22 protein-coding genes are annotated in these 20928 nt (G+C 72.5%); 15 read left to right on the top strand and 7 right to left on the bottom strand.

Translation table 11 applies throughout. The annotated features are described in order from the left end of the window. Positions 1 to 20 precede the first annotated feature (20 nt). From hisN to aroA, 3 genes are all read right to left on the bottom strand, one after another. Positions 21 to 839 (bottom strand): histidinol-phosphatase, encoded by an 819-nt coding sequence (gene hisN, locus ABZS37_RS04300; RefSeq protein ID WP_355165409.1) that lies wholly within the window; start codon positions 837 to 839, stop codon positions 21 to 23. Between the two features lie 28 nt (positions 840 to 867). After that, positions 868 to 1863, bottom strand: coding sequence for a ribosome small subunit-dependent GTPase A (gene rsgA, locus ABZS37_RS04295; protein WP_355165891.1), 996 nt, complete (start codon positions 1861 to 1863; stop codon positions 868 to 870). A 136-nt stretch (positions 1864 to 1999) separates the two neighbouring features. After that, entirely contained in the window at positions 2000 to 3301 is a 1302-nt protein-coding gene (gene aroA / locus ABZS37_RS04290) for a 3-phosphoshikimate 1-carboxyvinyltransferase (protein WP_354995356.1), read from the bottom strand. Positions 3302 to 3403: 102 nt separating this feature from the next. Here aroA and ABZS37_RS04285 point away from each other — a divergent pair, with 102 nt between their 5' ends. The 8 genes from ABZS37_RS04285 to ABZS37_RS04250 all read left to right on the top strand — a co-directional run bounded on the left by ABZS37_RS04285 (position 3404) and on the right by ABZS37_RS04250 (position 7903). After that, on the top strand, positions 3404 to 4114 hold the full coding sequence (locus tag ABZS37_RS04285; protein WP_355165407.1) for an SOS response-associated peptidase: 711 nt from the start codon (positions 3404 to 3406) through the stop codon (positions 4112 to 4114). Between the two features lie 196 nt (positions 4115 to 4310). After that, positions 4311 to 4703, top strand: a complete 393-nt coding sequence (locus ABZS37_RS04280; RefSeq protein WP_354995354.1) for a WhiB family transcriptional regulator — start codon at positions 4311 to 4313, stop codon at positions 4701 to 4703. A gap of 51 nt (positions 4704 to 4754) precedes the next feature. After that, positions 4755 to 5372 (top strand): alpha/beta family hydrolase, encoded by a 618-nt coding sequence (locus ABZS37_RS04275; RefSeq protein WP_355165405.1) that lies wholly within the window; start codon positions 4755 to 4757, stop codon positions 5370 to 5372. 272 nt (positions 5373 to 5644) lie between these two features. Beyond that, positions 5645 to 6469: a sigma-70 family RNA polymerase sigma factor gene (locus tag ABZS37_RS04270; protein ID WP_355165403.1), complete on the top strand. Its 825-nt coding sequence runs from the start codon at positions 5645 to 5647 to the stop codon at positions 6467 to 6469. A gap of 1 nt (position 6470) precedes the next feature. Beyond that, positions 6471 to 6758, top strand: a complete 288-nt coding sequence (gene rsrA, locus ABZS37_RS04265; protein WP_355165401.1) for a mycothiol system anti-sigma-R factor — start codon at positions 6471 to 6473, stop codon at positions 6756 to 6758. A gap of 42 nt (positions 6759 to 6800) precedes the next feature. Further along, positions 6801 to 6971: a hypothetical protein gene (locus ABZS37_RS04260; RefSeq protein WP_272613379.1), complete on the top strand. Its 171-nt coding sequence runs from the start codon at positions 6801 to 6803 to the stop codon at positions 6969 to 6971. A gap of 204 nt (positions 6972 to 7175) precedes the next feature. After that, positions 7176 to 7397: a biotin/lipoyl-binding carrier protein gene (locus ABZS37_RS04255; RefSeq protein WP_354995411.1), complete on the top strand. Its 222-nt coding sequence runs from the start codon at positions 7176 to 7178 to the stop codon at positions 7395 to 7397. Then, positions 7394 to 7903 (top strand): GNAT family N-acetyltransferase, encoded by a 510-nt coding sequence (locus tag ABZS37_RS04250; RefSeq protein ID WP_355165399.1) that lies wholly within the window; start codon positions 7394 to 7396, stop codon positions 7901 to 7903. The genes ABZS37_RS04255 and ABZS37_RS04250 overlap by 4 nt, the downstream gene beginning before the upstream one ends. Before the next feature lie 50 nt (positions 7904 to 7953). Here the strand turns inward: ABZS37_RS04250 and ABZS37_RS04245 are convergent, their stop codons facing one another. After that, entirely contained in the window at positions 7954 to 8571 is a 618-nt protein-coding gene (locus ABZS37_RS04245) for a TetR/AcrR family transcriptional regulator (protein WP_355165397.1), read from the bottom strand. A 110-nt stretch (positions 8572 to 8681) separates the two neighbouring features. On the opposite strand from ABZS37_RS04245, the gene ABZS37_RS04240 reads away from it, so the two are divergent. Beyond that, positions 8682 to 10265 carry an MDR family MFS transporter gene (locus ABZS37_RS04240; RefSeq protein WP_355165395.1) on the top strand — a complete coding sequence of 528 codons (1584 nt, stop codon included), beginning with the start codon at positions 8682 to 8684 and terminating at the stop codon, positions 10263 to 10265. Between the two features lie 52 nt (positions 10266 to 10317). Here the strand turns inward: ABZS37_RS04240 and ABZS37_RS04235 are convergent, their stop codons facing one another. Further along, entirely contained in the window at positions 10318 to 12147 is a 1830-nt protein-coding gene (locus ABZS37_RS04235) for a tetratricopeptide repeat protein (RefSeq protein ID WP_355165393.1), read from the bottom strand. Positions 12148 to 12337: 190 nt separating this feature from the next. Between ABZS37_RS04235 and ABZS37_RS04230 the strand changes: the two genes are divergently transcribed. Both ABZS37_RS04230 and ABZS37_RS04225 read left to right on the top strand, forming a co-directional pair. Then, complete coding sequence (locus tag ABZS37_RS04230) at positions 12338 to 13369, top strand: SIS domain-containing protein (RefSeq protein ID WP_355165889.1); 1032 nt, start codon at positions 12338 to 12340, stop codon at positions 13367 to 13369. 25 nt (positions 13370 to 13394) lie between these two features. Continuing rightward, positions 13395 to 14969: a histidine kinase N-terminal domain-containing protein gene (locus tag ABZS37_RS04225; RefSeq protein WP_355165391.1), complete on the top strand. Its 1575-nt coding sequence runs from the start codon at positions 13395 to 13397 to the stop codon at positions 14967 to 14969. A gap of 184 nt (positions 14970 to 15153) precedes the next feature. On the opposite strand, the gene ABZS37_RS04220 is transcribed toward ABZS37_RS04225, so the two are convergent. Beyond that, entirely contained in the window at positions 15154 to 16653 is a 1500-nt protein-coding gene (locus ABZS37_RS04220) for a glycosyltransferase family 39 protein (protein ID WP_355165887.1), read from the bottom strand. Between the two features lie 332 nt (positions 16654 to 16985). Between ABZS37_RS04220 and ABZS37_RS04215 the strand changes: the two genes are divergently transcribed. The 4 genes from ABZS37_RS04215 to ABZS37_RS04200 are packed head-to-tail and all read left to right on the top strand — an operon-like array spanning position 16986 to position 20408. After that, positions 16986 to 18698: a nitrite/sulfite reductase gene (locus tag ABZS37_RS04215; protein ID WP_355165389.1), complete on the top strand. Its 1713-nt coding sequence runs from the start codon at positions 16986 to 16988 to the stop codon at positions 18696 to 18698. Next, positions 18695 to 18856, top strand: a complete 162-nt coding sequence (locus tag ABZS37_RS04210; protein WP_354995344.1) for a hypothetical protein — start codon at positions 18695 to 18697, stop codon at positions 18854 to 18856. The genes ABZS37_RS04215 and ABZS37_RS04210 overlap by 4 nt, the downstream gene beginning before the upstream one ends. Beyond that, positions 18853 to 19614: a phosphoadenylyl-sulfate reductase gene (locus ABZS37_RS04205; RefSeq protein WP_355165387.1), complete on the top strand. Its 762-nt coding sequence runs from the start codon at positions 18853 to 18855 to the stop codon at positions 19612 to 19614. The genes ABZS37_RS04210 and ABZS37_RS04205 overlap by 4 nt, the downstream gene beginning before the upstream one ends. An 8-nt stretch (positions 19615 to 19622) precedes the next feature. After that, a complete protein-coding gene (locus tag ABZS37_RS04200; RefSeq protein WP_355165885.1) occupies positions 19623 to 20408 on the top strand; it encodes a CbiX/SirB N-terminal domain-containing protein in 786 nt (261 codons plus the stop codon). Between the two features lie 68 nt (positions 20409 to 20476). Here the strand turns inward: ABZS37_RS04200 and ABZS37_RS04195 are convergent, their stop codons facing one another. Beyond that, positions 20477 to 20734 carry a WhiB family transcriptional regulator gene (locus ABZS37_RS04195; protein WP_007072794.1) on the bottom strand — a complete coding sequence of 86 codons (258 nt, stop codon included), beginning with the start codon at positions 20732 to 20734 and terminating at the stop codon, positions 20477 to 20479. Between the last annotated feature and the right edge of the window lie 194 nt (positions 20735 to 20928).

Here is a 20928-nt window from a genome sequence, read left to right as displayed (position 1 = left end):
AGGATAGAGGTTGCCGGGGGTCAGCGCTCGGCTGGTCGATGGAGCCGGGCGAGGATGTCGGCGTGCAGCACACCGTTGGTGGCGACCACGCTGCTGTCGGTGCCCGGAGCACCAGCCGGGGCCGGTCGACCGAACAGATCCGTGACCGTGCCACCCGCCTCGGTGATGATCGGCACGAGCGCCGCCACGTCCCACAGCGACAACTCCGGCTCGGCCATCACGTCCAGTGCTCCCTCGGCCATCAGCACGTAGCCGTAGAAGTCGCCGTACGCGCGGCTGCGCCAACTGGCGCGCATCAGGTCGAGCATCGCGTCGAGTCTCCCGGCGCGCTCCCACCCGTCCAAGGACGAGTAGCAGAAGCTGGCGTCCTCGATCCGGCGCACCGCGGACACCCCGATCCGCTCGCCGGCGGCGGGGCCCGGCCCGGCGTACGCGCCCGCGCCCGCGCTCGCCCACCAGCGCCGCCCCAGCGCCGGTGCGGACACCACGCCGACCGCCGGCCGGTCGCCGTCGTAGAGCGCGATCAGAGTGGCCCAGACCGGCACGCCGCGGACGAAGTTCTTGGTGCCGTCGATCGGATCGATGATCCACCGGCGGCCGTTCGGGTCGGTGGACGGCTCCGCGCCGTACTCCTCGCCGAGCAGCCCGTCGGCCGGACGGTGCTCGGCCAGCAGGGCGCGGATCTCCCGCTCCACGGCGGTGTCCGCGTCGGAGACCGGGGTCAGATCGGGCTTCGACTCGACCCGCAGGTCGAGGGCGCGGAACCGGGCCGTGGCGATGGCGTCGGCCCGGTCGGCGAGCAGGTGGGCAAGGGCGAGGTCGTCGGCGTACCCGGTCATGCCGGCAACCTAGCCGACGCCCGTCGGCTCACTCGTCGGGCCCGCGCCGGTCACCCTCGCCGGGCCCGCGCTGGTCGCTCTCGCCGCGCGAGTCACCCTCGCCCGCGCGGGAGGCGAGCAACCGGCGGTACGAGGCCAGCCGGCGCGGGTCGGCCTTGCCGGCGGCCACCCAGGCGTCCAGCCCGCAGTCGGCCTCGTCGGCCGTGTGCTGGCAGTTGGGCGGGCAGTCGACGGTGCCCTCGACCAGGTCCGGGAAGCCGTGCAGCAGGCTGTTGGCCGAGACGTGCGCCAGCCCGAAGCTGCGGATCCCGGGGGTGTCGATGATCCAGCCCGGGTCGGTGTCGACACCCGGCACCGGTGGCAACCGCAGCGCCACCGCGCTGGTGGACGTGTGCCGGCCACGGCCGATCGCGCTGACCACACCGACCGCACGGAGGGCGTCCGGGACGAGGCGGTTGACCAGCGTCGACTTGCCCACCCCGGAATGCCCGACCAGCACCGAGACCCGGCCACTGAGCAGCGCGCGCAGCGCGCCCAGGTCCGAGTCGGGGCGGTTGAGCACGTACGGCAGCTCCAGCTCGGTGTAGTAGCCCAGCACCTCCTCCGGCCCGGCCAGGTCGGCCTTGGTGAGGCAGAGCAGCGGCTCGACGTCCGCGTCGTACGCGGCCACGAGGCAGCGGTCGATGAACCCGGTACGCGGCGGCGGGTCGGCCAGCGCGCTGACGATCACCAACTGGTCGGCGTTGGCCACCACCACCCGCTCCAGCCGGCCTTCGGCGGTGGTCTCGTCGTCGTCGGCGGTGCGGCGCAGCACCGAGCGGCGCTCGGCGATCCGGACGATGCGGGCGAGGGCGCCCTCCGCGCCGGAGGTGTCCCCGACCAGGCTGACCCGGTCGCCCACCACCACCGACTTGCGACCCAGCTCACGGGCCCGCATCGCGGTGACCGTGGGCAACTCGGCCCCGGCCACGCCGTGCTCAGCCCCGGCCAGCACGCAGGTGTAGCGCCCCCGGTCGACGGCGATGACGAAGCCGTCGACGGCGTCGGCGTGCTGGGGTCGGGTGCGCGTACGCGGGCGCGACGACTTTCCGGGCCTGACCCGTACGTCGTCCTCGTCGTACTCCCGCCGTTTGGTCGCCAGGACCTGTCCTCTTCTCGCGTCAGCTCTTGCCGGTCACCATCGCTGACCATAGTGCCGGGAACTCGGGCATGGTCTTGGAGGTACACCCCACGTCGTCCACCTCGATGCCGGGAACGGCGAGCCCGGCCACTGCGGCGGCGTGCGCCATCCGGTGGTCCTGGTAGGTGCGGAAGACGCCGCCGCGCAGCGGTCGGGGCCGGATCTCCAGCCCGTCCGGCGCCTCGGTGATGTCCGCGCCGAGTGCGGTGAACTCCCGCGCGAGCGCGGTCAGCCGGTCGGTCTCGTGGCCACGGATGTGCCCGATGCCGGTGAAGACCGACGGCGAGTCGGCCAGCATGGCCAGCGCGGTCAGCGCCGGGGTCAGCTCGCTGACGTCGGAGAGGTCGGCGGTCAGGCCGTGCACCACGCCGGTGCCCCGGACGGTCAGCCCGCTGGTGGAGAGGGTGACCTCGCCGCCCATCCGGTGCAGCAGCGAGCGGAGTTGCTCGACCGGCTGCGCGCTGCTGCGCGGCCAGCCCTGCAGCGTGACCTCGCCGCCGGTGACCAGGGCGGCGGCGAAGAACGGCACCGCGCCGGAGAGGTCCGGCTCGATCTCCCAGCCGCGGCCGGTCAGCGGGCCGGGCTCGACGGTCCAGACGTCGGGGGTGGTGTCGTCGACGGCCGCGCCGGCGGCACGCAGCATCTGCACCGTCATCCGAAGGTGCGGCGCGGAGGGCACCGGCGGGCCGACGTGCCGCACCACGACGCCCCGGTCGAAGCGCGGGGCGGCCAGCAGCAACCCGGAGACGAGCTGGCTGGAGGCGGATGCGTCGATCACCACCTCGCCGCCCGTGATCCCACCGGTGCCGAGCACGGTCAGCGGCAGGCTGCCCGTGCCGGTGACGTCGATCCGGACGCCCAGCGAGCGCAGCGCGCCGATCAGCGGGCCGAGCGGTCGGGTGCGGGCGTGCGGGTCGCCGTCGAACGTGACCTGCCCGTCGGCCAGCCCGGCCACCGGCGGCACGAACCGCATCACGGTGCCGGCCAACCCGACGTCCACGTGCGCGGGGCCGACCAGCGGGTGCGGCCGGACCAACCAGCGCTCGTCGTCGCTGATCGACACGTGCGCGCCCATCGCTCGCAGGCCGGCAGCCATCAACTCGGTGTCGCGGGCGCGGAGCGGCCCGGCCAGCGTCGACGGGCCGGCGGCCAGCGCGCTGAGCACCAGGGCGCGCGCGGTCATCGATTTGGAACCAGGCAGGCGCAGCGTCGCCGCCACCGGGTCGGACGCGGTCGGTGCGGTCCACGGCTGCGGCGGCCGGGTCGCGGTCAGATTCCCCACGGTTACATTCTGCCGTCTCGGCCGGTGGGTGGCGGGGACCGGCGGTCGTACTCCCGGTTGGCGGGACAGCCGACGGGCCTCCGACGCGTTAGCGTGTTCCCCATGTGCGGCAGGTACGCGACGACCCGGAGCGCCGGCGAGCTGAGCGCGCTGTTCGAGTCGTCCGACGACACTGACGGCCTGGTCCGACCGGATCACAACGTCGCGCCGACCGACCCGGTGCCGCTTGTCCGGGTCAGCCCGGAGGGGCACCGCAGCCTCTGTGTCGGTCGTTGGGGTCTGCTGCCGCACTGGTCCCGGTCCGCCGCCGGGGCGGCCCGCATGATCAACGCGCGGGCGGAGACGGTGGCCACCAGCCGGGCGTACGCCGGGTCGTTCGCCCGTCGCCGCTGCCTGGTCCCGGCCGACGGCTGGTACGAGTGGGTCCGCCAGCCCGACGGCGGGCGGCAGGCGTATTACATGACCCCCGCCGACGGCTCGGTGCTCGCCCTGGCCGGCATCTGGTCGGTCTGGGAGTCCGACGCCGACACCCGGCTCACCTTCAGCGTGCTGACCACCGCGGCGCTCGGCGACCTGGCCGAGGTGCACGACCGGATGCCGGTGCTGCTGCCGCCGGAGCGTTGGTCGTCGTGGCTGGCGCCGACCGACGAGCCGGAACGGCTGCTCGCCCCGGCGTCGGCGGAGCGGCTGGCCGGGTTGGAGATCCGCCCGGTAGGGGCGGCGGTGGGCGACGTTCGCAACGACGGGCCGCACCTGACCGCCCGGGTGTCGGTGGCGCAGGCGGTGGCGCCGCAGGAGCTGACCCTGTTCTGAGGTTGACGCGCATCGTCGAGCACCGATTTGCCAGGGTTGCGCGCGATTCGTCTCTTGACTGTTCAGTCATGTTCCCGGCAGACCCTTGTCCCAATGTCGTGAAGTGCGATAGAACACAGCGCCGGTAGTGGCTGTCGATTCGCACGGGGCGGACGACGTCCACCGATCTTGCCGGTCCCACGGGGGAGGTGGGTGGATGACACGGGCGCGTATGCCCCGCCAGCACGAGGTGGCCGCGGCGCGGCGAGATCCGCGACTGCTGCGGGCAGTGCGGGAACGGCAACAGGACGACGCGTGGCGCACCAGAGGCGCATGTCAGAGCGTCGATCCGGAGACATTCTTTCCGGCACCGAACGAGCCGGCGGACGCCGCCGTCGCGCTCTGCCGCAGTTGCGACGTGCAGGGGTCCTGCCTGGCCTGGGCCCTCGACGTCGGTGACTGTCATGGCGTATGGGGCGCGACCACGCCCCGCGAGCGGCGGGCGATGCTGGTCGCCTGGCGTGGCCAGGTCGAACCGGACCTGGCCGCCCTCGACGACGCCGGCCCGCCGGTGCGGGACCGCCTGCTCACCCTGGTCCCGCTGAGCTGATCAGCGGCCCGGTCCGCACCCGTCGCCTGCCAGGCAGCGCAGAATGGGTCGGTGCTGCCCAGCGACGAGATCCCCACCCCGCGCGGTCCGGCGCGGGTCGACACCGACCTGCCGGCCCGCCCGGCCACCGCTCTGCTCGTGCTCGGGCACGGTGCGGGCGGCAGCGTCGACGCGCCCGACCTGCTCGCGGTACGGGACGCGTCGGTCGCGGCCGGTCTGGCGGTGGTCCGGGTGACCCAGCCCTACCGGGTCGCCGGTCGGCGTGCGCCGGCACCGGCCGGGCACCTCGACGAGGCCTGGACGGCGGTGCTCGCCGTGCTGCGTGACCGGCACGCCGACGTGCCGACGGTGCTGGTCGGTGGTCGTTCCAGCGGCGCGCGGGTGGCCTGCCGGACGGCCCACGCCGTGGGTGCCGTCGGCGTGGTCGCGTTGGCCTTTCCGCTGCACCCGCCCGGACGGCCGGAACGTTCCCGGGCCGCCGAACTGGACACCGGCCTACCGACGTTGGTCGTCAACGGTGACCGGGACCCGTTCGGGACGCCGGAGCCGGGGCCGGCCGTGCAGGTGGTGACCCGTCCGGGGGAGACGCACGACCTACGACGGGATCCGACCGGCACTGCGGTCGTCGTGCGGGACTGGCTGCGCGCCCAGGGCTGGGCGGCCAACTGATCCGGCGCGGCGGCTGATCCGGTTCGGCGCGGCGCGGCCGGCTGACCGCGCTCGCCCGGTTCGACCGTTTCCGGTGCCGGGCGCGGGTCGTTGCATCCGATAGTGCCGCCGGCCCCATGTCGGACAGGCGGCACAGTCCTCCCAGGCCCTTCCTGGTCCCAGCGCCGGCCGCCGTCGGGGCCGGGACCAGGAACGGGAGGGCCGGCCGGAATGCCCCAGTGGTCATCTCGCGTTACTACCCCCGGACGACTTTTCTGCGAGGGGGGTGACCGGTGCCGACCGAGACACGGAGCCTGGAACGGGACGAGCGGGACGCCCGGCAGCTGAAGCGGCTGCTGGATGGCCCGGAGTGGCCGGCGACGGCGGGACCGGGCGGGGTGAGTGCGGTGAGCACGGGCACACCAGCCGGAAGTGAATCTGCGGGCAGGTCCGTGCGCGTATCCTCGGCGGGAAAGCATCCGACGCGAGGGGATGTGCGGTTGACCACCGAGAAGACGGACGAGCGCAGGGCCCGATTCGAGCGGGACGCGATGCCATTCGTCGATCAGCTCTACGCTGCTGGGCTGCGAATGACGCGCAACCCGGCGGATGCCGAGGACCTGGTCCAGGAGACCTACCTGAAGGCGTACGCGGCCTTCCACCAGTTTGAGCAGGGCACGAACCTGAAGGCCTGGCTCTACCGGATCCTGACCAACACCTACATCAACTCCTACCGCAAGCGGCAGCGCCAACCGATCCAGGCGCCCACCGAGGAGATCACCGACTGGCAGCTCGCCGAGGCCGAGTCACACACCTCCAGTGGGCTGCGCTCGGCCGAGACCGAGGCACTGGACCGGCTGCCGGACAGCGACGTCAAGGAGGCCCTCCAGCAGTTGCCGGAGGAGTTCCGCCTGGCCGTCTACCTCACCGATGTCGAGGGCTTCTCCTACAAGGAGGTCGCCGACATCATGGGCACGCCGATCGGCACCGTGATGTCGCGTCTGCACCGGGGCCGTCGTAATCTGCGCAAGCTGCTTGAGCGCTACGCCGGGGAGCGGGGCTTCAGTGCGGCCCGCTCATCGAAGGGCTCGACTGCCGCTGCCGGCCGGGAGGTGTGACGTGAGCTGTGGGGAGCCGCACGAGACGGATTGCCGCGAAGTGCTCGCGGAGGTCTACCTCTACCTGGATCTGGAGTGCGTCGACGAGCGGCGCACGCTGATCCGGCACCACCTGGACGAGTGCGGGCCCTGCCTACGCGAGTACGGGCTCGAGCAGGAGGTGCGGGCGCTGGTGGCGCGTTGCTGCGGCAACGAGACCGCGCCGGACGAACTGCGCGAACGGCTGCGGGTCAAGCTCACCGAGTTGGTGGTCTTCGAGACCAATGATTCCCGCGAGCTGGCCGACTGAGCGTCGGCGCAACTGACGGACCAAGACCGGTGGCCCGGGTCGATGTCGACCCGGGCCACCGGTGTACCCGGCGTCGGCCGGGTCGGGCTGATCGGTGACGGGCCGCCGGCCCGTCGACCCGTTCAGGAGTTGGGACGCTTGCCGTGGTTCGCGGCGTTCTTCTTGCGGGCCTTCTTCTTCCGGGACTTCTTCGCCATGCTGACCTCCTCGTGATGGGTCGGATCCGTTCTGCCCACGACCTCGGCGCCGGTGTACCCACCGGCGGCCCGGCATCGGGTCCGACCCGCTGATGGTAGTGCGGTCGACACCCGCCGCCTTCCCCAGGGCGGGCGCGCCATCCCGCCAGGCCACTGCGCGCCCATGGCCGGCCGTCACATGATTGGATACGTCGGCAGGCACATCGCGAAAAGGGAGGGCCTGGACATGGCCGAGGAGATCCGCGCCGAGATGGTGGCGAACGTCTGGAAGGTTGTCGCCACGGCCGGTGACACCGTGGCCGAGGGCGACACCCTGGTGATCCTCGAGTCGATGAAGATGGAGATCCCGGTCATCGCCGAGTCCGATGGTGTGATCAAGCAGCTCGCCGTCAACGAGGGCGACGTCGTGCAGGACGGCGACCTCATCGCGGTGATCGATTGAGCGGGCTGCTGGTCCGTCGTGCGGAGCCGGTGGACTTCCCGGCGGTGGCCCGGCTGACCGTGGCCGCGTACGAGGCGGACGGCCAGCTCAAGGGCGAACACGGGTACGGCGCGGTGCTGGCCGACGTGTCGACCCGGGCCGCCAGCGGCGAGGTGCTGGTCGCGGTGGACGAGGAGACCGACGCCGTGCTCGGGTCGGTGACCTTCGTGCTGCCGGGCACCCCGTTCGCCGAGCTGTCCGGGCCGGGCGAGGCGGAGTTCCGGATGCTCGCCGTCGACCCGGGCGCTCAGGGGCGGGGTGTCGGTGCCGCGCTGGCCGAGGCGTGCGTCGATCGTGCAGCCGGGTTGGGCTGCGCGGCGGTGGTGATCTGCGTCCGGGCCGGGATGGCCGATTCGGCGCACCGGCTCTATCAGCGGCTCGGGTTCGTCCGCTCGCCGGAGAAGGACTGGTCGCCGCTGGCCGGCGTTGACCTGCTCGGCCTGCGACTGGACCTGACGCGCGGCTGAGCCGCAGATCGCAATTGAGCCGCAGATTGCGCGGCTGAGCCGTCGACCGATCAGCCCAGGTTGTCTGCGGTCGCGCCCTTGCCGGGCTCGGCGCTCTGGTCAGGTTCCGTGCCGATGGCGGCCAGCAGCTCGTCGGCCACATCCAGGGCGATCTTGCGGCGCTCGTCGTCGGTGATGCCCGGGGCGCGGACCGCGAACCAGCTGCTGTGCACCGCGAACAGGGACAGCACGGCCCGCAGCTGGGCGGTGGGGGAGTCGTCGCCCCGGCAGAGCGCGTTGGCCAGCTGCATCATCCGGCCGCGCATCTGCTGACCGGACGCGAGGCTCTTGAGCACGGTCTGGTTCTGCTCGAAGAAGCGCATCACCGACGGCTGTTCGCCGGTGAACATCGTGTCGGCGTACTGGGAGATCAGCTTGCGCCGGGTGGCCAGGGTCGCCGGCTGTGACTCCGCCCAGGCGGTCAGCGCGTCCATCCGCTCCAGCCGCTCCTCGACGAAGCTGGCGACGATGTCGTCCTTGCTCTTGAAGTGGTAGTAGAGCGCGGCCTTGGTGACGTTGAGGCGCTCGGCGATCTCCCGCAGCGAGGTCTTCTCGTACCCCTGCTCGGTGAAAAGCTCGAGCGCGACGACCTTGATCCGCTCTCGAGTGCCGCCTGTGCTCTCCCTCACCCATGCCCCCAAATCGGTTGACCGCCAGTTGACCCCAACTTACCGTGCGGCTAGTAAGGTGACTAGCCGGGCGGCAAGTAAGTGTGGCAATCCTCGGGGGGAGCTTACCCATGACTCAGGCAACCCAGACCGGCGTGCGACCCAACAACATACGGGTCGTGCTGTTCGGGCTGATGATCGCGATGATGCTCGCGATGCTCGACAACATGATCGTCAGCACCGCGCTACCGCGGATCGTTAACGAGTTCGGCGGCCTCAACCACTTCACCTGGGTGGTCACCGCGTACGTCCTGGGCACCACCGTCTCCACCCCGATCTGGGGCAAGCTCGGTGACCTCTACGGCCGCAAGTCGGTCTTCCTGACCGCGGTCGTCATCTTCCTCGTCGGCTCCGCCCTCTGTGGCATGGCCGGCTCCGCGATGCTCGGCGGCCCGCAGGACGGCATGGTCCAGCTCATCGCCTTCCGTGCCGTGCAGGGCCTCGGCGCCGGCGGTCTCATGGTCGGCGTGATGGCGATCATCGGTGACCTGGTCCCGCCCCGCGAGCGCGGCCGCTACCAGGGCATGATCGCCGGCATCATGGCCATCGCCATGGTCGCCGGCCCGCTGGCCGGTGGCTTCATCACCGATCACCTCTCCTGGCGCTGGGCGTTCTACGTGAACCTGCCGCTGGGTGGAGTCGCGCTGCTCGTGCTGATCAGCACCATGCACCTGCCGAAGTACCGCACCGAGCACCGGATCGACTGGCTCGGCGCGGGGCTGCTCTCGGTCGGCATCACCGCGATCGTGCTCATCACCACCTGGGGTGGCAACGAGTACGACTGGACGTCGCCGCAGATCCTCGGCCTGGCCGTGCTCGCGTTGGTGACGTTGGTGGCGTTCGGCCTGGTGGAGCGTCGGGTCCAGGAGCCGATTCTTCCGTTGGCGCTCTTCGCCAACCGCAACTTCGCGCTGATCTCGGTGATCGGCTTCCTGCTCGGCTTCGCGATGTTCGGCGCGATGAACTTCCTGCCGCTCTACCAGCAGACGGTGCAGGGGGCGTCGGCGACCAACAGTGGTCTGCTGCTGCTGCCGCTGATGTTCGGCATGCTGGTCGTCTCGCTGGTCATCGGCCGGGCGATCACCAAGAACGGCAGGTACCGGGCGTACCCGATCATCGGTGGCGTCGTGATGACCACGGGCATGGCACTTCTGTCCATGCTGGACACCGACACCAGCAAGTTGATGTCCTCGCTCTACATGGTCGTGCTCGGCGTCGGCATGGGCTTCCTCATGCAGACGTCGATGCTGATCGCGCAGAACAGCGTGGAGCAGAAGGACCTCGGCGCGGCCAGCGGCGCGGCGACCTTCTTCCGGTCGATCGGCGGCTCGTTCGGCATCTCGCTGTTCGGCGCGATCTTCGCCAGCCGGTTGGCCAGCTCCGCTGGCGGCGGAGCGTTCGGCGGCGAGTCCGGCGCCGGGCTGGACCTGGAGAAGCTCAAGGAACTGCCCGCCCAGGCGCGCGAGGCGGTGCTCGGTGGTCTCGCCGACGCGATCTCGAACGTCTTCCTCTGGGCGGTGCTGTTCACCATCGTGATCCCGGTGCTCGCCTGGTTCATCAAGGAGATCCCGCTGCGCACCGCGAACGAGGCGCCGCCGCAGGCCACTCCGGAGGACGAGGCCGAGATCGCCCTCGGCAAGGCCCCCGTCGCCTGACCCGAAACATCCACCGCGCCGCGTCGTCCCCCTCGGGGCGGCGCGGCGCGGTCTAGTTGCGGCCCGTCAGGCGTTGCCAGAGGCGGCGCAGCGGGTTGCGGGGGCGGGGGAGTTGGGGGGATCGCGTGCGGAGCAGTTCGGTGGCCAGTACGGCGGTGGCCGGGTCCAGCTCCGGGGCGGCCAGCGCCAGGTGGGCCAGCGAGACGGCGATCGGGACCGGTCGGGCCTGCGCCACCGCGGCCGCGTCGGCGAGCCGTTCCGCCACCACCCGCGCCACGTCCGCCCGTACCGAGGGGTCCACCCAGGCGGCGGTGACCAGGGCGAACAGGGCAGCCTCGGTGACCCAGTCCTCGACGCCCCAGATCAGGTCGAGCAGCACGCGGCGTCGGGTCGAACCCTCCCACGGCTCGTCGGTGCGGTGGTGCAGCAGCCCCAGGCAGGCCCACACCTGCACGCCACGGACCCAGACCGACGGGTCGTGGGCGGCCAGCAGTCGGCCCACCGCGTTGGCTGGCGCCGCCGGCGGATGCACCAGCAGGCCGAGCAGGTCGGCCACGTCGAGGCCGGCCAGGCCCACCGCCGCGTCGTACGCCGCCGGGGGGTGCGGCCACGCCGGATGTGCGACCTGCCCGATCCGTTCGACCGCCGTCGCCGAGGGCGCCGGAAGCGCGGGCGTGGGGACAGCGTCCGCGTAGTGCCACAACCGCTGGGCGGACGCCCGTCGGGGCTCGCGCGGGTCCGGCTCCGGCGCGCCCGCGACCTCGATCCGCAGCCCGGGGGCGGTGGATGTCGCCGTCCGGACGGCGCTCGGCGGGGCGGCGGCAGGGAGGCGTACGGCGCTGCCGAGACCGTTGTCGTCATCGGCGACGGCCTGGCGCATCGCGTCGACCAGTGGACCGCCGGCCGGGGTCAGTTGGCCGAGCCAGGGCCGACCTCGGCAGCACTGGGCCAGGTCACCGTGCTCGTGGCTGTCATCGGGGTGGTCGCGGACGAAGTCGGCGAGCGCGACCAGGTGGGCCAGGTCGCCGTCGCGCAGGTGCCGCAGGCGGTGGGCGGTGTGCACCGCGCAGTCGAACGACGGGTCGCGTGCCAGCGCCCGCTCGGTCCAGTCCAGGGCCTCGTCCAGTCGGCCGGTCTCGGCCAGGGTGCCGGCGATGTCCGCGTAGATCGCCAGGTCGTCGGGGTCCAGTTTGACGGCCCGACCGAGGGCCGCGAGGCCCTCGCGGGTCCGGCCCGCGCTGCGGTACGCATACCCGAGCCAGACCTCGCCCATCTTCGACGGTTGTGCGCGGACCCCTCGGGTGGCCCAACGGATCGCCAGCGCGACCTCGCCGAGACGCCGGGCCAGCGCGGACGCCGCGCCGAGCAGCAGACCGTGCTCGGGTTGGACGGTGACCGCGTTGCGGGCCAGGGTCAGGTACGGCGTCAGTGCGCTCCGGCCGACCCGTGGAACCGGGTCGGGCAGCGCGGCGCAGACCTGCATGAGGACGCGGGCGATGTGCTCCGGGTCCAGCCGTTCGGCCAACTCGGGCGCGGTGACCCACGGAACGCCGGCCCACTGGGTGCCGGGCGCGTACGCGGTCGCCGCGGCCAGCAGCTCCAGCCCTTCGGCGGGGCGGCCGGCGGTGGCGAGCAGATGGGCACGGGCGACGACCGCGCCCACGAAGGTGTGGTGGTTGATCGGGAAGAGGTCGAGGCCACCGCCGTTCGTCGCGGCCAGCCGGGCCAGCGTCTCGTGCACCTCCGGGAGGGTGGGGGCCCGCGCCAACGCGCCGGCGAGGTGGCCGGCGGCGTGGTGCAGGTCGCCCTCGTCCAGTGCCAGCCGGGCCAGCGCCAGCTCCTCCGTCGCGGAGAGCGCGGGGTCGTCCGTTCCCTCGGGCACGTCGTCCTCTCGTCGCGGGCTAGGCCGGGTACAGCCGGCCAAGCGTAGTTGATATTGAGATCATCCGCTGATCATCTGCGCACTCCTGCTCGTTCGATTGCTCGGATACGCTAAAAAGTGCAAGACTGAGCAGGAAACGCGCGGTAACCGCGCAAGGGGAGGAGTGTCCGTGACACGTGCAGGGGCCGGAATGGCCGCCGACATCGACGAGCAGCCGGCGGGCTACGCACGCCTGCTCTCCGCCGCCAACGCGGCCGAGATCGCCCGGGTGGCGGCGGTCATCGCCGAACGCCGCCCGCGGCACGTGGTCTTCACCGCCCGCGGCACCTCCGACCACGCGGCCCTCTACGGGGCGTACCTGACCGAGATCCGGCTCGGCCTGCCCGCCGGGCTCGCCTCGCCCAGCGCGGTCACCCTGTTCGGCGCCCGCCCCGACCTGTCCGACGCGCTCGTCGTCGGGGTCAGCCAGAGCGGCGGCTCGCCCGACCTCGCCGAGGTGCTGCGCGCCGCCCGAGCCTCCGGTGCGCTGACCCTCGCGGTGACCAACGCGCCAGAGTCGCCGCTGGTCGAGGTGGCCGAGCTGAGCGTCGACATCGCCGCCGGGCACGAGCGGGCGGTGGCCGCCACCAAGACGTACACCGCCGAACTGCTCGCCCTGCTGATGCTGGTGGAGGGGATCCGGGCCGGCGACGGCGTGCTCCCGGCGGCCGAACGGGAGGCGCTCGACGCGCTGCCCGAGCTGGCCGCCCGCACCCTGGCCGACGGCACCCCGGCCCAGCTCGCGTCGCGCTACCGGTTCGCCCGCCAGCTGGTCACCACCGGTCGGGGGTACGCCTACCCGACCGCCCGGGAGGCCGCGCTGAAGCTGATGGAGACCTCGTACCTGCCGGCGCTCGCCTTCTCCGGCGCCGACCTGCTGCACGGCCCGCTCGCGATGACCGACCCGGAGGTCCCGGTGCTCGCCGTGGTCGGCTCCGGTCCAGGTGGACGGTCGATGGGTGAGGTGCTGCCCCGCCTCGGCGAACGCCGCGCCGACGTCGTGGTGGTCGGTTCGGCCGACGTGCCGGGCGCTACCCGGCTCGCCGTTCCCGAGGTCGACGAGCGGTACGCCCCGTTGCTGGACATCCTGCCGTTGCAGCGGTTGGCGCTGGCCCTGGCGCTCACCCGAGGCGAGGACCCGGACGCGCCGCGCGGGTTGAAGAAGGTCACCGCCACGATGTGAGGCGGGGCGTGGCACCCTGGTCACCGTGTCCACGCTGCGCGACCTCGCCGAGGAGCACACCCATCTCCGTCCGGCCGACATCGACCACCTACACCGGATCGCCGGCGACTGGCAGCTGCTCTCCGATCTGTCCTTCGCCGACCTGCTGCTCTGGGTGCCGGTCGACGCCGACGGCACGTTCCTCTGCGTCGCCCAGGTCCGCCCGACGACCGCGCCCACCGCGTACCAGGACGACCAGGTGGGGCGGATCGTCGGCGGGCCGGAGGTGGCCCACCTTCAGGTGGCGTACTCCCAGGGCCGGATCTGGCGGGAGGGCGACCCGGTCTGGTACGGCGACGTGCCTGCCCGGCACGAGGCGATCCCGGTCCGTCTGCGTACCGCCGAGGGGGAGGCCGGCGAGGTGATCGCCGTGGTCGGCCGGGACACCAACCTCTCCACCGCGCGTACGCCCAGCCAGCTGGAGCTCAACTACCTGACCACGGCGGACGACCTGGCCCAGATGATCGCGGACGGCACCTTCCCGCCACCGCGGCACCCGGGCGAGACCACCTCCGCGCCCCGGGTCGGCGACGGTCTGGTCCGGCTCGACGCCGGAGGCAAGGTCACCTACGCCAGCCCGAACGCGCAGTCCGCGTACCGCCGACTGGGCTACGCCTCCCACCTCGTGGGCGAGGACCTGGCCGAGCTGCACCGCCGGTTGGCCGGTGACCCGCTGGACGGCACCGAGGCGGCGAACGGGATCCTGGCCGCGCTGCGCGGTGAGGCGCCGCCCCGGCGGGAGATCGACGCGCGCGGCGCCACGATGCTCACCCGGGCACTGCCCCTGATGCCCGCCGGGGTGCCGATCGGCGCGCTGGTGTTGGTCCGGGACATCACCGAGGTACGTCGCCGGGACCGGGCGCTGATCACGAAGGACGCCACCATCCGGGAGATCCACCACCGGGTGAAGAACAACCTCCAGACGGTTGCCGCGCTGCTGCGGTTGCAGGCCCGACGGGTGTCCATGCCGGAGGCGCGGGTCGCCCTGGAGGAATCGGTCCGCCGGGTCGCCTCGATCGCTCTGGTGCACGAGACGCTCTCCATGTCCAGCGACGAGGCGGTCGAGTTCGACGGCATCGTCGACCGGGTGGCCAGCGCGGCGACCGAGGTCGCGGCGACCGAGGTGAGCGTCGGCATGCGCCGGAGGGGCAGCTTCGGTGTGTTGCCGGCGGAGATCGCCACCTCGCTGGTGATGGTCCTCAACGAGTTGCTGCTCAACGCCGTCGAGCACGGCTTCCCGCCGGCCGACGAGGACGAGGTCCCGCCCGCCCTGCCTGCCATCGTTCCTGAGATCGACCCGTCGGGACGGCCGGAGGTGGTGGTTTCGGCCCACCGGTTCCGCAAGATGCTGCACGTTTCGGTGACGGACAACGGGCGCGGTCTGCCGCCGGACTTCGACGCCGAACGCGGCAGCCGGCTCGGCCTCCAGATCGTCCGCGCCCTGGTTACCGGGGAACTGCGCGGCACCATCGAGCTGCGCGCCGGTGCCAACGGCGGCACCGAGGCGATGCTCGTCGTCCCGCTGGCCCGCAACGCCCCCGACGGCCGCTCGCAAGCCTGAGCTTTGTCGGCTGCTGATGTGAGTCCTGACGTCGCTCATCCCGTCGGGCCTACGGTTTCGAGCGATATGCCGGTGGGTCATAGATATGACGCACCGGTATATCGCTCACCGAGGTGGGCGCGGTCAGGCGGCTGCTGCCGGTCCGTCGCGTGTTTGCCGGTCGTCTGCGCGGCAACCGGTCAGGTCAGCGGCCGGGGCGACTGGTCAGCAGGGCGACGGTCAGGCCGGGGCGCTGCGAGACCTGGGCGACTTCGAAGTCCGCGCGGAGCGCGTCGCCCTTGGCGCCCGGCACGGCGGCCAGCGGCTCGGCGTGCCGGCCGGCGACGATCAGCCATACCCGTGACGTGCCGGCCAGGCACTGTGCTGGCTGGGGGCACTCGGCGGCCCACAGGTCGCCCCGGCGGACCTCGTCCTCGGTGAGCAGCACGTCCCGTGGCGGGTCGCCGAGGTGGTACTCGATGCCGAGGTCGAGGAAGAGCCAGCTGTGCCGGGGCGAGTAGACCACCGCGTCCCCCGGTCGTTGACCGTCGGCGATCACTCGTGCCGCCCCGGCGTAGTCCACCGGCGCGCTGCGCGGCCACTCGTGGGTCCGTCGCAGCGCGGTCTGGTCGGGCAGGCCGAGCAACCCGGCCAGAACCACCACGACGAGTGCGGCCGGCGCGGCCACCGCGGCCAGCGCCGCGCCCGCCAGCAGGCACGCGAAGGGCACCACGAAGACCAGGTACCGGGGCACCCACAGCGGTGTGACCGTGCCGGCGGCGAAGAGCAGCAGTACGGGCAGCAGCACCGCGCTCAGCGGCAGCAGGGCGCGCCGCCCGAGCCGGGCCGCGCCCAGCGCGGCGACCCCGATCAGGAGGCCGCCCACCACGCTGCTCTGGGCCACGCCGCCGGGCAGCGCGGTCAGGTCGTCCAGCCGAGCCAGGTTGACCCAGTTCAACTGCCGGGACCGCTGTGTCCGGGCCTTGAGCAGCAGCGGGCCGGCCAGCAGCGCGACCGGCACCACGGCGACCACCCACCGCCACACCCGCCGGTCCCGCTCAGCGGTGCCATGGGTCGGTGCGGCGACGCCAGCCGCGGCCGGGCCGCGCCACCAGGCGATGAGGACGACCAGCGCGTGCGCGGCGAGCAGGGTGAGCGCGATCAGGTGGATGAGTCCGAGAGCGGCGACGGCGGCGGCGTAACCGGCCCAACGGGTCCAGCTCGGTCGGCGCAGCGCGGTCACCAGCAGCAGGGTGGCGAGCACCGCGAGCATGGTGGCCAAGGCGTACGGGCGGGCCTCCTGCCCGTAGCGGGAGGTGCCGGGGAGCACCGCGAACAGCAGCCCGGCGAAGAGGCCGGTGCGCCGGTCGACGAGGCGCGCGCCGAGCACGGCGAGCAACCCGGCGGCCACGGTCATCGCCAGCACGGCCGGTGCGCGCAGGGCGATCGTGGAGTCGCCGACGACCGCGAGCCAGCCGTGCATCAGCAGGTAGTACGGGCCGGTGGCGGCGTCGATGGTGCCGGCCAACCGAGCCAGGTCGCTGGGCGACCGGGTGGCCGCGCTCCAGGTCGCCAGCTCGTCGCGCCACAGTTGGGCGGAGCCCAGCCCGGTCAGGGTCACCGCCAGGGTCAACAGTGCCGGGGGGAGCCAGACCGGCACGCGGAATCGACCCGTCGGCCCCCACCGTCGCCATTTTCCGGACAATGTGCCCACGCGCCGAGCCTGCCACAGCGATCCGGAGAACTTGGCCCGTGATGTGGGATCCGGCACGCGGACATTGGCCGGCCACCATGCGGTGTGGCAGCATAGGCCCCATGACCGCCGCTGTCGTCCGCCGCTTCGTGGCTCGTCGCCACGTCGATTACGGCCGCGTGCGCAGCGCGATCTGTCCGGCCTACTGACGACGCCCGACCAATCTGTCTCGGGCGCGCTCTGCGCCGGCTGTCTCAGACACCGTTGTCCCGCCCGCTCTCGCCGGGCCGGCCGCCGCGCCCCGCGCGTGCCCCGAGGCACAGCAGACAACGGAGGACGCCGCGATGGCGGTCAGCAGCATCCCGGCCCGTTCCGAGGACCCGACGGCCCGCCCGGCCCGGGCTCCGCGCCGGCCACGGGGTGAGGGTCAGTGGGCGCTCGGCCACCGCGAGCCGCTCAACCCCAACGAGCGGATCAAGAAGGACGACGACCCGCTCAACGTCCGGGCTCGAATCGAGAACATCTACGCGCACGGCGGCTTCGCCTCCATCGACCCGCAGGACCTGCGCGGCCGATTCCGCTGGTGGGGCCTCTACACGCAGCGCAAGGCGGGCATCGACGGCGGGCGCACCGCCGTGCTGGAGCCGCACGAGCTGGAGGACGAGTTCTTCATGCTGCGGGTCCGCATCGACGGCGGCCAACTCAGCCTGGCCCAGCTGCGGGTGATCGCGGACATCTCGCGGGAGTTCGCCAGGGACACCGCCGACATCACCGACCGGCAGAACATCCAGTTCCACTGGATCCGGGTCGAGGACATGCCCGAGATCTGGCGGCGGCTGGAGTCGGTCGGTCTCCAGACCACGGAGGCGTGCGGCGACTGCCCCCGGATCGTGCTGGGCAGCCCGGTCGCCGGGGTGGCCCGCGACGAGTTGCTCGACCCGACGCCGGCGATCGACGAGATCGTCGCCCGGTACGTCGGGGACAAGCAGTTCTCCAACCTGCCCCGCAAGTTCAAGACGTCGATCTCCTGGCTGGTGGACACTCCGTACGAGTCGAACGACATCGCCTTTCTCGGTGTCGATCACCCCGAGCACGGCCCCGGTTTCGACGTCTGGGTCGGCGGCGGCCTCGCCACCAACCCGATGCTGGCCCAGCGGCTCGGCGTCTGGGTGCCGCTGACCGAGGTGCCGGACGTGTGGGCCGGGGTGGTCGGGATCTTCCGCGACTACGGTTACCGCCGGCTGCGTAACCGCGCTCGGCTGAAGTTCCTGGTGGCCGACTGGGGCGTGGAGCGCTTCCGCGAGGTCCTGGAGAAGGACTACCTCGGCCGTACGCTGCTCGATGGCCCGGCGCCGGTCCTGCCGTCGAAGCCGGTCGACCACGTGGGCGTGCACGAGCAGGCCGACGGGCGGCACTACGTGGGCGCCGCCCCGGTCGTCGGGCGGGTCTCCGGCGCGCAGCTCACCCAACTGGCCGACGTGGTCGAGGCGCACGGCAGTGACCGGGTGCGGCTCACCCCGTACCAGAAGCTGCTGGTGCTCGACGTGCCGTCGGAGCGGACGGAGTCGCTGGTCGACGCGCTGCGCGGCATTGGCCTGGAGGCCCGGCCGTCGGCCTGGCGGCGCGGCACCATGGCGTGCACGGGCATCGAGTACTGCAAGTTGGCCATCGTCGAGACGAAGGCCCGCGGCGAGGAGTTGGTGGCCCGGATGGAGCAGCGGCTGCGCGACTTCGACGCGGACATCTCGATCCACATCAACGGCTGCCCGAACGCGTGCGCGCGCACCCAGGTGGCCGACATCGGGCTCAAGGGCCAGCTGGTGGTCGGCCCGGACGGCCGGCAGGTGGAGGGCTTCCAGGTGCACCTCGGCGGCGGGTTGGGCATGGCGCAGGGGCAGACCGCCGGTTTCGGGCGCAAGCTGCGTGGCCTGAAGACCACCGCCGAGGAGCTTCCGGAGTACGTGGAACGGCTGGCCCGCCGCTACCTGGCTGGTCGGAGCGAGGGCGAGACGTTCGCCAACTGGGTGATCAGAGTCGACGAGGAGGAACTGCGGTGAGCAGCGAGAACCGAGCGGCACCTCTGTACTGCCCGTACTGCGGCGAGGAGGACCTACGGCCACACGAGGCGGGGCACGGCGCCTGGGAGTGCCGCGCCTGCACCCGGGTCTTCTCGGTGAAGTTCACCGGGCTGCTCCCGCGGCAGGTGACCCGATGAGCCTCGTCTCCGCCGCAGGCCTGGGCCTGGTCGGCCCGGGTGGTCCCACGCCGGCCGACCCTGCCCGACGTCCGCCGGACGAGCTGCGGGCCCTGGCCGAGCAGGCGGCTCGGGACCTGGAGGGCGCCCCGGCACTGGAGATCGCCCGCTGGGCGGCGCAGACCTTCGGCGACCGGTTCTGCGTCACCAGCTCGATGGCCGACGCCGTGCTGGCCCACCTGGTGTCCCGGGTGGCCCCGGGGGTGGACGTGGTCTTCCTCGACACCGGCCTGCACTTCCCCGAGACGCTGCGGGTGCGCGACGAGGTCGCACGGACGCTGCCGGTGAACGTCCGGTCGATCCGGCCCCGGCTCACCGTCGGTCAGCAGGACGGCCAGTACGGCCCCCGGCTGTTCAACAAGGCACCGGACGACTGCTGCCAGCTGCGCAAGGTGGAGCCGCTGGAGCGGGCGCTGACCGGGTACGACGCCTGGGCCGCGGGCCTGCGCCGGGACGAGTCGCCGACCCGGGCGAACACGCCTGTGGTGACCTTCGACGCGCGGCGCGCCAAGGTCAAGGTCAACCCGATCGCGGCGTGGTCGCAGGGGGATGTGGACGCCTACATCGCCCGCTTCAACGTGCCGGTCAACGAGCTGTTCAAGCAGGGTTACGGCTCGATCGGCTGCTGGCCGTGCACCCGCCGGACGAAGGCTGGCGAAGACGCGCGGGCCGGCCGGTGGGCCATGTTCGAGAAGACCGAGTGCGGGCTGCACGTCTGACCTCCCCGGTGACGACCCCGACCGGCCCCGGTGCGGCCGGCGGGGCGGATCCGGTGGTGCTGGTCGCGCACGGCAGTCGAGATCCACGCGCGGCCGATGCCACCCGAGCGCTGGCCCGGGCCGTGTCGGCGGCCCGGCCGGGCACGCCGGTATGGGCAAGCTGGCTGGACCACACTGAGCCGGGGCCGACCCAGGTGCTACGCGACCTGGCCGTGGCCGGCCACCGTCGGGCGGTGCTGGTGCCGGTGCTGCTGACCGCCGCGTACCACCATCGGGTGGACATTCCGGCGGCGGTCGCCGCGGCGGCGCAGGCCGGGCCACCGCTGGCGGTACGGGTGACCGATGTGCTCGGTCCGGCGGACGGAACGGTCGACCCGGGGCTGCTGGCCGGGCTGTGCCGTCGGCTCGGTGAGGCGCATCCGGGCCGCTTCGACGCGCTGGTGCTGGCCGCGGCGGGCACCCGGGACGCACGGGCGCGTCGGTCGGTGGGCCGGGTTGCGGATGCGCTCGGCGAGGAGTTCGGGGTGCCCTGCCGGGTGGCGTACGCCTCGGCGGCTCCACCGGCGGCCGGCGTGGCGGTGTCCCGGCTGCGGGCGGGCGGCGCACGCCGGGTCGTGGTGTCCGCGTACTTCCTGGCACCGGGGCTGTTCCACGACGCGGTGGCTGAGGCGGCCAGTGCGGCCGGTGCGACGGCGGTTGCCGGCCCGTTGACCGACGCGCCGGAGTTGGCCGAGTTGGTGCTGCGCCGGGTCGACGACCGGTCCGGCCGGCGCGTGGTGGCACCGGCGGGGTGATCCTGTGGCGGACAGCGGAACGCCCCGGTGGGCGAACCCACCGGGGCGTACAGCTGTGTCGTTGGGGATCAGGCGGAGTGAGCGCGCAGCACCCGGAGGCCGCCGCGCCGCTTGACAGCGCGCCGCTCCTCCTCGCTCATTCCGCCCCAGACGCCGGCGTCCTGACCAGACTCAAGTGCCCACTGCAGGCACTGGTCGGTCACGGAGCAGCGCCTGCAGACGGCCTTGGCCTGCTCGACCTGCAGGAGAGCCGGTCCGGACGTCCCGATTGGGAAGAACAGCTCCGGGTCCTCGTCGCGGCAGACAGCATGGTGACGCCAGTCCATGGCGGCAACACTCCTCATTCTGGATGGGTGGCAAATATTGCTTGTGGTGCTTTTCCTATATGCATCCGCAGTGCCGGTGGTGACAGTTAGCGTCTGTCCATTCGGCAGTGCGTGAGCAGGCAGTTAGTGCCCGGGGACCTGCTGGAACAGCTCAACCTGACGAGCATATCCACGCAATGTCCCGGTAACTCAAG

The organism is Micromonospora sp. NPDC005413 (assembly GCF_040606435.1).
Taxonomy (GTDB): domain Bacteria; phylum Actinomycetota; class Actinomycetes; order Mycobacteriales; family Micromonosporaceae; genus Micromonospora.
Note: the sequence above shows the minus strand (reverse complement) of the source record. Positions and strands in the feature narration are given on the sequence as shown.